Here is a 13,705-nt window from a genome sequence, read left to right on the forward strand (position 1 = left end):
AACATACCGGGCACATCTTGTCGATCAACCCAAAAATTATACACGTCGGCCCTCTCCGAAGTCATCTAACGGGTCAGAGAGGGTCGCGACGTGGAAATAGTTAGAGCAAGCCCTCGGGGTCAACCGCGGTCCCGTCTAACAGCGTTTCAAAGTGCAAATGGCACCCGGTGGAGTTACCGGTTGTGCCGGTATAACCGATGACGTCACCCTGGTTGACCTTCTGACCTGGACTGACGACGTAACGGGTCATGTGATGGTACTTTGTGGCCAATAGCCGACCGTTAACCTGCCCGTGCGAAATGACGACGCGACGACCCGAGGTCCACACGGCCCAGTCAGCGTTCATGACCGTGCCGGACGCGGCGGCCTTGATCGGTAGACCACAGCCACCGCCATAGTCGATTCCGGTGTGAACGTATCCGCCAGCTCCTCCATAGTCAAAAGTTCCGGCTGGGGTGGGACGCCACCCAAATCCAGAAGTCTGGTAGGTATTGAGGGGAGGAACCAGACCCCACGCCGAGGAACTGCTGGAAGGTTTCGAGGATCCCGAGGAGCCCGATGATTTGGACGACTCGTTGGCCGCAGCCTCTTCTGTGACTTTTTGGTCTGCGTCACGCGAGGCCTTAGAGGCTTCTTCGGCCTTTTTCCGTGCTTCTTCAGCCTCCTTGCGCTGACGTTCCGACGCCTTAGCGGCCGCTGCTCGTTCCTCTGCTTCACGAGCCTTACGTTCCGCTTCTTCTGCTTCCTTGCGTTTGCGTTCAGCCTCTTCGACTGCCTCTTGGTATTGGCCTTCTAAGTCCGAGGTTGCTGATTCTTGATCGAGCAACTCCCGCTGACGCTGAGCGATGTCTTCGTTCACCGAAGATTGCTCGGCGCGGTTCTCGTCGATCTGCTTCTGAATCTTCGGACGTTCGGCCTTCAGTTCTTCCGTGAGCCGCTCGGTGTCGGACACCATCGTGTCCAACTCCTTCTTTGCGGCTCGAGCCTCGTCACGGGCTTTTTCTTCAGCTTCGAGAGCTTCCTCGGCCTGTGCCTGTAGCTCTTCGATTTCTTGTTCCACACCGGCGAGACGTGCGTCCGTATTACGGTCGGTGGCTGCCTGCTGGGAGGCCTGGGAAGACCGTGAGGATTGGATGCGTAGCGCCTGCTGAGTCAGTCCCATAGTCTCGGGCAGGGAGGAATCAGAAACACCGAGCATAAACGACAGATCTTGCGAGACCCCGCCACGCCGGTAGGCCTGGTGGGCAATCTGGCCAACTTCCTCGCGCGCTTGTGCAACCTGTTGTTCCGAGTCATCGATCTCGGCCTGAATTTCCTGACGACGTTGCTGGGCTGAGGTCAATCGACTCTTGAGCGACTGCACTTCATCCACGGCAGCTTGCACTCGAGACTCTGCGTCTTCAACAGCCTGTTGCGCACCGGGCAACTGCTCTTGCAACTCGTTGAGCTCCGTGACCTTTTTCCGGATGTCCTCATCGAGCCCTTCCAGGTTGGCATTCAAGTCGCCCCGGTCAGACTCCAGTTTTTGCTTTTGGCTTTCCAAATCCGACAAGGAATCAGACAAGTCTGATTCCTGCTGACGCGATTCGTCCAGCTGCTGTTGCAACTCATCGACCTTGTCCTGCGCATGGGCTGGCGCGATACTGCTGACTGTCAGCACCGCCATCAAGCCAGTCGCAATAACACACAGAGGTAGCCGGTTACGGCTCATGAAAAGTACTCCTTCACGGAACGGGGGAAGACGAAGGACTCAAGCAGGCCACTGCCGAGCTAGACCTTGAGGTATCGCCGCAATGTCAACCAGGACGAGACCGCAGCCAGAACCACGGCAATCACTATCAACAATGGTATGAGAACGAGGGCATCTTGCCCGGATATAAAGCCAGTGTCTGGATATTGGGTGGCCAACCAGTTACCAACAAAGAACTCTGCCAGTGCCCACGTCGTCACCGATGCCAGCACCGCGCCAAGGACCGCCGCCAACACACCTTCTGCCAGAAACGGGAGTTGGATCATGGATTTGGAGGCGCCGACCAAGCGCATAATCCCGGTCTCGCGTCGGCGGGAGAAGGCGGAGAGCCGGATGGTGGTCGCGATCAAAAGCGTTGCTGTCACCAACATCACCACGGCCAGTCCGACCGCAACGACTGAGGCGATGTTCATGATTGCAAATAACGACTCCAGCAATTCTCGCTGATCTGAGACCTCCTCAACGCCCGGCATATTGGCGAACATCTCGTTGATCACTTCGTATTGTTCGGGGTCTACCAATTTCACCCGGAATGATTCCGGGAGCTGGTCAGCCGTGACTACCTCAGCCATTTCGGAGTTGGCAAACTGCTCTTGGAAAATCTCCAACGCCATCTCTTGAGACTCGTACTCGTAGCTGTCGACATACTCTGCTGCTTGCGGCGATTCGAGCTGGTCTTCAATGGCCTGGCGTTGTTCATCGGTCACCGCGCCCGCCGAACAGGCCGCCGACAGGGAATTTTCGGTACACAAGAAGATCGCCACTTCAACCCGGTCGTACCAATAGCCCTTCATCTGGTTAATTTGTTGCTGAAGGAGACCGGCGGCTCCGACGAAGGTCAGGGACACAAAAGTCACCAGAATGACCGAGATGACCATCGAGAGGTTTCGGCGAATACCAGAGAAAGTCTCGCCGAAAATAAACCTAACTCTCACTGCTGACCCTCCTGGACGATCTGTTCCTGAACTGCCTCACCGCGCCGTGTGGCACGACGTGGCATCGGCTGGTCATCTCCATAGGCCTGCAGCTGGCGCTCGTGTTCAGGACTAATGGAGGGAGAGTAACCGCCTTCGGCTTCATCACGCACAATACGACCATCCACAAGTTCCACCACACGCTTTTTCATCGAGTTAACGATGTCGTGATCGTGGGTCGCCATCACCACGGTAGTGCCGTTCTGGTTGATCTTGTCCAGAACTTCCATAATTCCCCAGGACGTTTCGGGGTCGAGGTTACCGGTGGGCTCATCGGCCAACAGAATCGCCGGGCGGTTCACAACCGCACGAGCAATCGCCACGCGCTGTTGCTCACCACCGGATAGCTCGTGTGGCATCCGCTTCTCTTTCCCCGCCAACCCCACGGTCTCGAGCACATCGGGCACGTTTTGGCTGATCAAGGCATTACGTTTGCCTAACACTTGCATTGCAAAGGCCACGTTGGCAAACACGGTTTTGTTCGGCAACAACCGAAAGTCCTGAAAGACCACGCCCAAACCGCGTCGCAGGTGAGGAACCCGCCAGCTCGGCAGTTTGGCGACGTTTTTTCCTGAGACGTAGACGGAACCGGAGCTTGCACGTTCTTCTCGCTGGACCAGTCGGATAAAAGTTGATTTACCGGATCCGGAGGCACCAACTAAGAAGACGAACTCACCGCGTTCTATTTCAACGGTCACGTCTTCGAGTGCTGGTCGCGAGGTACGGTGATAAACCTTCGTGACATCTTCGAATCGAATCATGTTCTACTCCGACCGGGCAGAATACCCGCCGGCGGTGTGGCCTAATCGGGGAAGTCTTCCAGCGCCGGCCCTTCAAGAATAGTCACGAATTGGTAACCGTTGTGGGAGGCTGAGCCATGAGAGATGCTGTGTCGCCGAAGTCGATTAGTTCTCGTCCTCGCCGTCATGCCGGTCACCGGCACGCCACCGGATGCCAGCATCGATAAAGTCATCAATTTCGCCGTTGAAGACCTTGTCGGGGTTACCTTCCTCGTGCCCGGTCCGCAGATCTTTCACCATCTGATAGGGATTGAGCACATAAGAGCGCATTTGATCACCCCAGCTGGCTTTTACGTCACCGGCGAGTTCTTTCTTCTTGGCATCTTCTTCCTGCTGGCGTAGCAACAGCAACCGCGACTGCAAGACCCGCAGGGCAGCAGCGCGGTTTTGAATCTGAGACTTCTCGTTCTGCATCGACACCACGATCCCGGTGGGAATATGGGTCATACGCACCGCAGAGTCGGTGGTGTTGACCGACTGACCACCAGGGCCTGAGGAACGGAACACATCGATCTTCAGCTCTGTCTCGGGAATCTCCAGCGAGTCATCGGATTCAATCACCGGCACGACTTCAACCGCGGCGAAGGAGGTCTGTCGACGTCCCTGGTTGTCGAAAGGAGAAATACGGACCAAACGGTGCGTTCCGGCTTCAACCGATAACGTTCCATATGCGTATTCAGCATTGACCTCAAAAGTTGCCGACTTCATCCCGGCTTCTTCTGCATAGGAGGTGTCCATCACCTTGGTCGGGTACCCGTGGCGTTCGGCCCAGCGCAAATACATTCGCATCAGCATTTCGGCGAAGTCGGCAGCATCCACACCACCGGCACCAGAGCGAATAGTCACCACCGCCTCGCGCTCATCATATTCACCGTTGAGTAGCGTGACAGTTTCTAGCTGGCTAAGTGCATCGCGGATGCTGGAGAGCTCACTGGCCGCGTCATCCAAAATGGCCGGTTCTGACTCTTCCCTGGCCAATTCCACCATGACTTCGAGATCGTCAATGCGTGATTCCATGGTGGTCAACCGTTCCAGTTCGTGCTGACGCCTCGAGAGCTTGGAGGTGATTTTTTGAGCCTCATCAGGGTTGTCCCATAGATCAGGTGCCGCAGCCTGACCGGATAGCTCCTCGACGTCAGCGCGAATCTGCGGCAAGTCGGAGACTTCCGCAATCGAGGCATAGGTAGAACGTAGACCCGCGATCTCAGCGGGGAAATCAATTTCAGCCATGACCCTCCAAGCCTACGTCATCTGAGCCGGAGGGCAGAAAACGACTCAGCGTTGCAGACTGGTGCGAGCGCTGGACTCTGCGTGAACCTCTACCCCATCGGGAAGAAACCAACTCACCACCGGGACCTCCGCCTGTGCAGTCAACTCCACCACCACTGTATCCCCGCCAAGGACTCGGACATCGACGACGTCAAGGTCGCCGAACCGCTGGTAGGCCCCCGAAGAATTGAGATAGTCTTCAACCCGCCCCCGGGCCGACCGGGCATTGAGTCTTGGCGTTTGGGTTACCACGCTGTTGCTATTGGGTTCTGAGATGGCAGGTGCATCAAGACGAAAGTCGGCGGCCGCCACGGATGCCACAGTGTCGGCGGTCGATAGGAGCTTGCGCGACTGGAGATTGACCTGTGTGATTGCCAAGATCGTGACCGCACAGGACAACAAGACGGCGCATATCCCCACCAGCAAAATGCTGGTCTGTCCTGAATCTTCGCACATTCGGACACGCCATCGAGCTAGTACCTTACTCAAATTCACCCACTTGATAGTCAGCGACTGAGTTCAACGTGGCCACGCTGGTCGGGTTACCTAAGATACTGGGAACCAGCGGAAGACCCACACTAGTGGATATTTCGATCTGCGCTAGTGAGCCCGGAGCGGTGCAACTGTCTGGTGAGCAGTGAATGGCGACGGTAATTTGGTCTGGATCAACGCCGTAATCCTCCACGGTTCGCTCAATGCTGGCTCTGGCTCGTTGCTCGCCCTGTTCATCGTCCGAAGCCTGCGCAAGCATTCTCACGCCCTGATCAGCCGCTGCAACGGTGGCGTAGCCGGCGGATTGGATCTGGGCGATGAGTACTAAGAAATAGATCACCGGCACCAGTAGTACGGCAGCAAGTACCGTGAATTCCACGGTCGAAGACCCCTCATCGGCGCGATGGTCGCATCTATTGGGTGAAGCTATACGCATGGCCACTCACCTCCCACGTGACAGGAGCGGCGACGAACCCAACCATGGGAATGCCGTGCTCGACGGTGATGGTAATCAACTCCGCTCCATCACCACCGGGTACTGCGGAAACCTGAGCACTCACCTGAGCCTGCGAAGCCCCCGGTATCGACTCGGTCAGTAGCGTCTCGGCCCGCTCCACGCCGTCGCTGACGGACTTATCAGCTAGCCCCGCATAACGGGCGCCTGCTGAGGCCGCGTCAATCATCGTATTGCGCGTGTGAATAATGACCGCTAGTTGCATGATCGAAACCATCAGCACCGCAATGACGGCGATGATCATGGTTGATTCCGCCACGGCGGAGCCACGCTCACGTCGCAACGAGCCGATGGATTCCCACATCTTAGTTTGTTGAAACTTGATCGATCGCCTGGTTGAAGAGGTCTGCCAGAGCCGGGCCGGCAAGTGCCAGCAGGCCAGCCACCAGCACAGCCGACATCAGGGTAATCATCACCCAGCCTGGAACATCTCCTCGTTCATCTCGTCCCAGGCGCTGGAGTGAATTGGACATCCAGATCATCAACGTGATCAGGCTCTTCATAGTGTGTCTCCTTCTTGTCGTGACTTACTCGTCGTGGATTTCTGGTCATTTGTTTTTTGGGGGGTGATCTAGTCTGTATTGCTCGAGACTCTCAAACACCGAGGTTCAATAGCGAGAGGCCCGGGTAGACGGCAAAGAGGACTGTCAGGGGCAGGATGCCGAAGATCAATGGGGCCATCATGCCGATCTCTTTCTTGCCCGCGACTTCCATCAAGTTTCGTTTCGACATCTCACGGACATCATGGGCTTGTGCCCTTAAGACCTGCGACAGCGGAGTACCGCGTTCCAAGGCCACCAAGAGCCCAGAGATGAATCGTTCGACGGCCGGTATCTGGACCCGGTGGTCACAGGACCGCAGGGCAGTAGCGAAGCTGGAACCGGCATGGAGATCTCGCATCACGCGATCAAATTCGGTAGCCAGCTCTCCCTCAGCGGAGTTGGCCACCCGTTCGATGGCACCCTGTGCAGTGTCTCCGGCCGATACTGACAAAGCAACTAGTTCGGTCACGGTGGGAAACTCCGCCAAGATACGGGCTTTGCGACGAGATACCTGGGAGCTGAGAACATTATCCCGCAAGAAGAAACCCAGGACGCCAAGACCAAGAACCACGATGACGCCTAGCAGGGGCGTGAGTGAGTAGTTCACGGCAAGCCCGATACTGACCACCATTCCGGCGGATGCTCCAAGTAGGGCATACATGAGTTGCTCTGTGCGATACTGTGCCACGGTCATCTCGAGGCCAGCGCTCCACAGTTTTCTCTGTAATTGGTCAGAACCGAGGTTCATCATATCCAGCAGTCTGGCCACTCGACCCAGCAACGGGGCGGCCAATTTGTAGATCGTACCGAGGACCCCACTGGGCCGAGCCGTCACCGGTGCCGTCGCAGGAGCAAATCCCCGGAGCTGAGGTTGGACGCGCTGGACTAGCGAGGGCGACCCACCTGTCCACACGACCAACATGATCAATACAAGACCGGTACCTAAAAGTGCCCCGCACCCTAAGGCCAACCAACTTGGCACGCTCATAAAACTCTCCTCTCAGCCGGAAGAGCCCCAATCCTGCGCATTAGCCAATAGCACAAGGCACTAACCACCACGCCGAACAGCAACACGAGCATGCCTGCCATCGTTTGATAAGCAGCCAACGCCTGCGGTTGTGTTGCCAAAAGTAGTAGCACGACCCACGGCGCGACCACAGCCAGACGCGCCCCGTTGATAGTCCAAGACTGTCGCGCTTCCAGTTCAGCTCGAGTTTGTGCCTCTTCACGCAAAAAGTCCGCCAAGGTCTCCAGTACTGCACCAATATCTGCGCTACCGACATCCCGGGTCATCATCAACGATGCCGCCAGCCGATCGGCTACTGGATCGGCCAGACGCTCCTTAAGGCGTGTTAGGGCACCAGAGAATCGCATTCCGGCCCGATAATCTGCGGTGAAATCTTCCAACGCGGGTCTGAGTTCTTCGGGACCGTGAATCGCCAATTGTGACAACGCCTCGGGCAACGTCAATCCGGCACGAATCGCGGACCGTAAATGGTCTACCGCCTCGGGCCATACCTCGCGCATCGTCGCTTGCCGTTTTCTGGCTGACGATTTCAAGATGCCAAATGGAAGCAGAGCTGCGAAGAGTCCAAAGCAGATCCCCAACGGAACCGCTCTCGTCAGGGCAATCATGACCAGCCCCACCACCAAAGCCAAAATGGCCGAACTAGCCACGACAGTGGGGACGGTAATGCGTTCGATCCCAGAACGAATAACCAGGTGCTGAAGTCCTGACACGCGAGAGGGCTTGCGACTCTCCTGGGCAGGCTGGGCCCACCATGACAGCCAAATCAGGAGTAGCCCGACCCCTAGGATGAGCCCGAGCAACACGCTCATGCGTTCGCGCCCATCAAAGCGCGGACGTCCATACCGTGGTCACGAAACTTTTTGCTATCCACCAAGCCGCTGGGGTTAAAAACTAGTTCGTGCTCTGGTCGATGAAAGACTGGAGCCGATTCGATCACACCGGCTTCGACACGTTGCCCGACCGCACGGATCTCAGCTATCCGTCGCTGTCCTCGGCGGTCTTTTTCACAGTGCACCACCAGGTCAAAACAACTGGTCACCGTCGGGACCACGAATTGTGAGGTGATATTGTCCCCTGCCAATAAAGGTAGCGTGCAGATTTTGGTGAGTGCATCCTGGGCACTGTTGGCGTGCACCGAGCACATTCCCGACAGTCCGGCGTTCATCGCAATGAGCATGTCCAAGCTTTCGGCCTCGCGGACCTCTCCGACAATAATCCGGTCCGGACGCATCCGCAGGGCTTCTTTTACCAGGCGACGCAACGAAATCTCACCATAACCTTCCAGATTGGCCTGCCGACACTGCATGCTCACCACGTCACGAACCGGTATCTGCAGTTCAAAGATCTCCTCAACGGTAATCACTCGCTCTCTGGCCCCGATGGCAGCGGATAGACAATTCAACAGAGTGGTTTTCCCGGCTTGAGTGGCACCGGACACCAGAATGTTCAGCCCGGCAGTCACGGCAGCCTCTAAAAACATGGCGGCTTGAGCGGTTAGCGAGCGGGTACGGACCAAATCCTGAAGGTTGTGCGCTCGAACAACGAATTTTCGAATGTTAACGGCCCAGTGTTGTGCCGTAATCTCCGGAATAACCACGTGGAGCCGTGATCCGTCGGGTAAGGCAGCGTCAACGAACGGTGAGGACAGGTCGAGTCGACGCCCCGAACTTTTCAGCATCTTCTCGACCAAGTCTCGAACCTGTTGCGCACTCAACGAGACATTGGTCAACTCTGTGGTGCCACCGCGAGCGCAGAAAACTTGGTCGGGAGAGTTGATCCAGATTTCTTCGACAGAATCATCGTCCAGCAGCCGTTGCAGCGGTCCGAAACCAGCGACAGCGTCTAGCACGGCTTTTTGAGCAACCTCACGATCGGCCAAAACCGGCACGCTGCCTGTCAGTGAACGCGCATCATAGTTCTGTGTGACGTGGTAGACGAGGTCTCGAACTGCAGTGAGATCTTTAGAAGGGTCAATATTGGATCGGCGTATCTCTTCGCGAACTTCTGTTTCCAGTATGCGCAAAGCGTCCATCGAATCATTGCTCCCCTTCAGCAACCAAAACTGTCGTCTGACATCACAAAACTGTGACCCCACTCACTGTAAACAATAAATTGAGCTGAGAAAACAGTGGTTCCTGAAATTTCTGGATAATTTATATTATCCACAGGTCTTACAAATACTCTCGACGCATTCGTACCCGGCGACGAAGATAGAACCGACCAGAAACCCATGACACACCGGATTGACGATGCTTCTTGAGCTCTTCGGACTAGCAACTCCGCAACCGCCCCGATGGGTGCTTGAAAACCTTCCCGCGGGTGGCGGTGCTGAATTGGAACAGCTGATCAGACAGCACGCAGAAGCCCAGCTACGGGACTACCAGTTGTGGTTCGAGCAACGTCGCTTGGCGGACCTCGATCACACTCAGCTCACCCAATGTTGCGAGCATGTGCCCTCGGCCGGTCATGTCCTGCGGCTGATTGCCCGGCCTGACCACGCAATACCAAAGGAACGGATAGATCATCCTGGGTTGAATCTCGTGACTACTACCGGACCTGACGCCGGGCGTCTTGTGCCGGTCACACGAGAACCATTGTCCGTGGGCCGACAGCACGCGCACTATCAAATCAACGATCCGTATCTGCTCGATCGTGATTTCAGCGTGCATCTGACGCAGCACACCACCCAGTTGACAACCTACAGCCCGCTAACACAACCTGCCGAAACGTCGCACGAGAGATCGGTTTCATCGCAGTGGCCGGCACAAGAGACTCTGTCCAGAGGGCAGACAAGTTTTCGTCTCGTCTCCCCGCACTATCCCCGGCTGCCAGAGTTAAGGGCCCCAGCCGTACTGGAGATTGATCCGGGCCCGGAGCCTCAGCCGCCGAATGTTGTGCTTCAACTGGTAATGGCAGCCAGTCCGATGATCATCGGACTGGTGATGATGGTTGTCACAGGAATGTGGTATTTCCTGCTCTTCAGCGCGATTTCGGTGATCGTCGCCGTGGTCATGATCAGTCAATATCGCGCGAAACGCCGGAAGTTTATCGCAACGATCACCCGACTATCTACCGAACAGGGACAACACCGACTGAATGAAACATACACTCCAGACCAACTGCGTTTCGCTCTGCGATCTATCGCCCCAGATCCGCTCGGGCTGCTCCGACCGCATTTAGCAACTCCAACCATCCGCTGGGGAGACGGGATCCTCGCGGTCAAGCTTGTGCGGAGTGACGCCGACGAGAAATGGGCGCAGCATACCCAAGTTCATACCGCTATCGCCCAACATCTGGCTCCAGGCTCAACCACCGTGGTCCGCGGGCTACCCGAACAGCTTGCCTCGGTCACACACTGGCTGCTGGCACAGTGCCACCATCACGCAGCGGCCACCCAACAACGTGTCTGGGTCCATACGAATTCCGAACGGGACAAGGAACTGATCGATTCCGTCCTACCATCAACAATCATTGATACGACCGGTACGCTCACTCGGGACGACCTGGACCAAAAATTCGCCCGTACTCCCCTGGTACGGATTGAACAGGTAGACGAGAACTGTCCCAGACCTCCGGCCAGCCAAGAGGTGGTGTTTGATGTTAGCGATGGCTCAGTATCAGGTCTGGGCCAAGATATCTCGCAGATCAACTTCTTTGGGATAAGTGTCACCACTTTAGATTTGGTTACTTCACGCCTACTCAGCCAATTACCGGCAACCAGGAGTCATAGCCCGCTGTTGAGCCTTCCGTCTACATTTTTTACCGCTCATAGCGCGGGAGATCTGCGGGTGGAGATCGATGCCAGAGATAGCGCCGACGCTTTAGATCTGGTCGCAGACGGACCACATGTGTTGATTACCGGCACGACCGGATCGGGAAAATCTGAGCTCTTACTGACTGTTCTAGCCCAACTAGCGATGAACTACCCTGCGGACCAGCTATCGATGGTACTCCTCGATTTTAAAGGTGGTTCCTCCTTCGCGGTCCTCGAGGACCTGCCACATGTGATGGCGGTGGAAACCAACCTCAGCGCCGGACTATCTTTGCGATCTTTGGGAGCTATCGAAGCCGAATTACACCGCAGAGAGAAGCTCTTTGCTGAGTATCGGGTCCCCGATTACTCATCGTTCCGACAGAACGTGCCCCATGTCGTCTTGCCACGGCTTGTGGTGGCCATCGATGAACTGAAAATGCTAATCGAAGACCACCGTCAAGCCCAAGATGTTCTGATCCGCCTCGCCTCCACGGGACGCTCACTGGGATTCCATTTGGTGTTGGCAACACAGCGGGCTCAGGGGACCGTGACCTCTGACGTGCGGGCGAATCTGGGCTCGGTACTCTGTCTTCGCACAGCAACAGAACAAGATTCCTGGGACCTGATCGGTGATGCCTCGGCCTATCGCATCAGCGCTTCTCAGCCAGGACGTGGGATTCTGCGTCGCGGACCGGCCGATTCCGAGATCTTTCAGACTCCTATTATGCGACTACCTTCTGAACCGGTCACGCTCACCCCAGTCTCCGCCGATCGCCCGGTGTCGACAAAGACTGTCGCCACCACGAAGTGGCCACGGGTGGTATCCATGATTACCCAAGCCCATGAACAGGCCGGTCTGTTATGTCCTGACCCCATTGTCTTGCCTTCGCTACCCGAGCACTGGAATCCTAGCACTCAGAGCACAGACCCGTTAACACCGACATCAGGCATGATCCTAGGGCTCGTCGACCACCCAACCGAACGGATGCAAGCTCCGATATGGTGGAACCCCAAGACAACTTCTTCCGAGGCAACGCCTCAGAGCGGACGAAAACCCTGGATCCTAACCGGTTCTTTAGCCGTCATCGGCGCCAGCGGATCTGGTGCCGAAAAACTGCTAGATCGGGCAGTCCCGGCGTTCTTCACCCAGCACCACCAAGGGGACCCTTCGCCAAGGATTGCCAACAAGGTGGCCCTCTTTGATGGTCGCCCCCATCGAGAAGAATCCTCAGTGGAACGAGCAATCCACATAACGGAGAGTTCTCAGAACAGATGGTCGTTCCATGCTGAGTGCACCGGTGAAGAACTCGAAGAGGCTCTAGCGACCTTGAGAGAAATCCTTCAAGCTGGCCAACAGCTCACCATCATTATTCGACATTTTTCGGCGTGGGCCTCAAGAATCCCTGGTCGAGGCTTCGAGAGTTTTGAAGACCGTTTAATGACGCTGATCCGCGACTTCCCCAACACACTGAAAATCCTGATACATGGTGGCCGAGAATTGGCCGCGGGGCGCACCGTGGGGCTGATTACCGACCGGATATATCTGGGGTTCGGCTCAACCGAGGAACACCGTATGGTCTGGCCACGGATACGTCAAGCCCCACATATTCCATATCGTGGTGTCCTCGTGGGACGAGGATGGCCTGTACAAGGCCTGGAAATTCAGCTTGCTGAATGATATTGCATGGCCGAGGCATACATGCACACGGTGGCGGCGGTAGCAACATTTAGAGACTCAGCCTGGCCATACATCGGCACCGCGATCGACTGGACGGCCAGGTGTCGCTCATCATCGCTAAGCCCTTGTGCCTCATTACCAAACATCCAGGCCGTCGGGTCGGCCAATTGTGCCTCGCTCAGCATGTCTAGTGTGGTCTGTCCGTACCCGTCAGCCGCCAATAATTTCATTCCGGTCGCGGACAGTTCGGGTGCCAGTTCTCCGATATCAAGGCGAGACAAGACGGGGAGATGAAATAAAGAACCAGCCGTGGAGCGGACGACCTTCGGACTGAAGGGGTCCACGCTACCGCTAGTCAGAAACACCCCATCAGCACCCACCGCATCGGCCACACGGATAATCGTGCCGACATTTCCAGGATCCTGTACTCGGCACAGCACCGCGACCAAATGCAACCCGGCTAAGTCAAGCTGCTCTGGCTGTTCAGGTATTGCGCAAACAGCCAAGATCGATTGCGGTGACTGAGTATCGGACATGGCTTCTAAGACGTCCTGAGAAATCTCTGCAGCATAGACATTACGTCGCCGGACGACGTCCTGGACAAGACCAAATAATGCCGGATCAGAGGATTCGAGCTCCGAGGTCCAGTAAAGTTGATCAATCACACATCCCGGTCTCCAGCTCGCACGACGCTGTGATGCCGACGGTGTCTTTGCCTGAAGTTGCCCGGTTTCTGCTTTGAGCGCTTCCCGGACGGTTTGCGGTCCTTCAGCCAGAAACAGCCCTTGGCGACGACGCACAGCAGAACGCCCCCCCAAACCTGCGACGTGTTTAACTCGATCGGATCGAGCGTTGTCCAGGAACGGGACGGGGCATTCAGTGCTCATCGGTATGCAGGTCGT

Annotated in this window: 14 protein-coding genes; 1 reads left to right on the plus strand and 13 read right to left on the minus strand. The window is 56.4% G+C overall.

Annotated features, from left to right (window positions below; all coding sequences use genetic code 11):
• Positions 1-100: 100 nt before the first annotated feature.
• From DYI20_RS01135 to DYI20_RS12245, 12 genes are all read right to left on the minus strand, one after another.
• Positions 101-1,711, minus strand: coding sequence for a M23 family metallopeptidase (locus DYI20_RS01135; protein WP_110098629.1), 1,611 nt, complete (start codon positions 1,709-1,711; stop codon positions 101-103).
• A gap of 59 nt (positions 1,712-1,770) precedes the next feature.
• The gene (gene ftsX / locus DYI20_RS01140) at positions 1,771-2,685 is read right to left on the minus strand and encodes a permease-like cell division protein FtsX (RefSeq protein WP_110098628.1); all 915 of its coding nucleotides are present in this window, start codon (positions 2,683-2,685) and stop codon (positions 1,771-1,773) included.
• Complete coding sequence (gene ftsE / locus DYI20_RS01145) at positions 2,682-3,485, minus strand: cell division ATP-binding protein FtsE (RefSeq protein ID WP_110100268.1); 804 nt, start codon at positions 3,483-3,485, stop codon at positions 2,682-2,684. Before ftsE ends, ftsX begins: the two co-directional genes overlap by 4 nt.
• Before the next feature lie 144 nt (positions 3,486-3,629).
• Positions 3,630-4,754 carry a peptide chain release factor 2 gene (gene prfB / locus DYI20_RS01150; RefSeq protein ID WP_110100267.1) on the minus strand — a complete coding sequence of 375 codons (1,125 nt, stop codon included), beginning with the start codon at positions 4,752-4,754 and terminating at the stop codon, positions 3,630-3,632.
• 45 nt (positions 4,755-4,799) lie between these two features.
• Positions 4,800-5,171 carry a hypothetical protein gene (locus DYI20_RS01155; RefSeq protein ID WP_147472499.1) on the minus strand — a complete coding sequence of 124 codons (372 nt, stop codon included), beginning with the start codon at positions 5,169-5,171 and terminating at the stop codon, positions 4,800-4,802.
• Between the two features lie 103 nt (positions 5,172-5,274).
• Complete coding sequence (locus tag DYI20_RS01160; protein ID WP_146206276.1) at positions 5,275-5,721, minus strand: TadE/TadG family type IV pilus assembly protein; 447 nt, start codon at positions 5,719-5,721, stop codon at positions 5,275-5,277.
• On the minus strand, positions 5,699-6,103 hold the full coding sequence (locus DYI20_RS01165; protein WP_110100265.1) for a TadE/TadG family type IV pilus assembly protein: 405 nt from the start codon (positions 6,101-6,103) through the stop codon (positions 5,699-5,701). The genes DYI20_RS01160 and DYI20_RS01165 overlap by 23 nt, the downstream gene beginning before the upstream one ends.
• A gap of 1 nt (position 6,104) precedes the next feature.
• Complete coding sequence (locus DYI20_RS01170) at positions 6,105-6,302, minus strand: hypothetical protein (RefSeq protein WP_110098622.1); 198 nt, start codon at positions 6,300-6,302, stop codon at positions 6,105-6,107.
• Positions 6,303-6,393: 91 nt separating this feature from the next.
• Positions 6,394-7,329, minus strand: coding sequence for a type II secretion system F family protein (locus DYI20_RS01175; protein WP_110100264.1), 936 nt, complete (start codon positions 7,327-7,329; stop codon positions 6,394-6,396).
• On the minus strand, positions 7,326-8,180 hold the full coding sequence (locus tag DYI20_RS01180; protein ID WP_110100263.1) for a type II secretion system F family protein: 855 nt from the start codon (positions 8,178-8,180) through the stop codon (positions 7,326-7,328). Before DYI20_RS01180 ends, DYI20_RS01175 begins: the two co-directional genes overlap by 4 nt.
• Complete coding sequence (locus tag DYI20_RS01185; protein WP_110098619.1) at positions 8,177-9,403, minus strand: TadA family conjugal transfer-associated ATPase; 1,227 nt, start codon at positions 9,401-9,403, stop codon at positions 8,177-8,179. Before DYI20_RS01185 ends, DYI20_RS01180 begins: the two co-directional genes overlap by 4 nt.
• Before the next feature lie 337 nt (positions 9,404-9,740).
• Positions 9,741-10,040, minus strand: coding sequence for a hypothetical protein (locus tag DYI20_RS12245; RefSeq protein ID WP_158278497.1), 300 nt, complete (start codon positions 10,038-10,040; stop codon positions 9,741-9,743).
• Between the two features lie 225 nt (positions 10,041-10,265).
• Between DYI20_RS12245 and DYI20_RS01190 the strand changes: the two genes are divergently transcribed.
• Positions 10,266-12,803: an FtsK/SpoIIIE domain-containing protein gene (locus DYI20_RS01190; RefSeq protein WP_221040940.1), complete on the plus strand. Its 2,538-nt coding sequence runs from the start codon at positions 10,266-10,268 to the stop codon at positions 12,801-12,803.
• Here the strand turns inward: DYI20_RS01190 and DYI20_RS01195 are convergent.
• A complete protein-coding gene (locus DYI20_RS01195; protein ID WP_110100261.1) occupies positions 12,788-13,690 on the minus strand; it encodes a TrmH family RNA methyltransferase in 903 nt (300 codons plus the stop codon). The genes DYI20_RS01190 and DYI20_RS01195 overlap by 16 nt on opposite strands.
• Positions 13,691-13,705 lie beyond the last annotated feature (15 nt).

Source organism: Auritidibacter ignavus, from assembly GCF_003703835.1.
In the GTDB taxonomy this organism is placed as follows: Bacteria; Actinomycetota; Actinomycetes; order Actinomycetales; family Micrococcaceae; genus Auritidibacter; species Auritidibacter ignavus.

Coding starts and splice junctions, on each gene's coding strand:
- DYI20_RS01180 (WP_110100263.1), bottom strand. CDS start 8,180: ATGAGCGTGTTGCTCGGGCTCATCCTAGGGGTCGGGCTACTCCTGATT.
- DYI20_RS01175 (WP_110100264.1), bottom strand. CDS start 7,329: ATGAGCGTGCCAAGTTGGTTGGCCTTAGGGTGCGGGGCACTTTTAGGT.
- DYI20_RS01170 (WP_110098622.1), bottom strand. CDS start 6,302: ATGAAGAGCCTGATCACGTTGATGATCTGGATGTCCAATTCACTCCAG.
- DYI20_RS01135 (WP_110098629.1), bottom strand. CDS start 1,711: ATGAGCCGTAACCGGCTACCTCTGTGTGTTATTGCGACTGGCTTGATG.
- DYI20_RS01195 (WP_110100261.1), bottom strand. CDS start 13,690: ATGAGCACTGAATGCCCCGTCCCGTTCCTGGACAACGCTCGATCCGAT.
- DYI20_RS01160 (WP_146206276.1), bottom strand. CDS start 5,721: ATGCGTATAGCTTCACCCAATAGATGCGACCATCGCGCCGATGAGGGG.
- ftsE (WP_110100268.1), bottom strand. CDS start 3,485: ATGATTCGATTCGAAGATGTCACGAAGGTTTATCACCGTACCTCGCGA.
- DYI20_RS01165 (WP_110100265.1), bottom strand. CDS start 6,103: ATGTGGGAATCCATCGGCTCGTTGCGACGTGAGCGTGGCTCCGCCGTG.
- prfB (WP_110100267.1), bottom strand. CDS start 4,754: ATGGCTGAAATTGATTTCCCCGCTGAGATCGCGGGTCTACGTTCTACC.
- DYI20_RS01185 (WP_110098619.1), bottom strand. CDS start 9,403: ATGGACGCTTTGCGCATACTGGAAACAGAAGTTCGCGAAGAGATACGC.
- DYI20_RS12245 (WP_158278497.1), bottom strand. CDS start 10,040: ATGCACGCTGAAATCACGATCGAGCAGATACGGATCGTTGATTTGATA.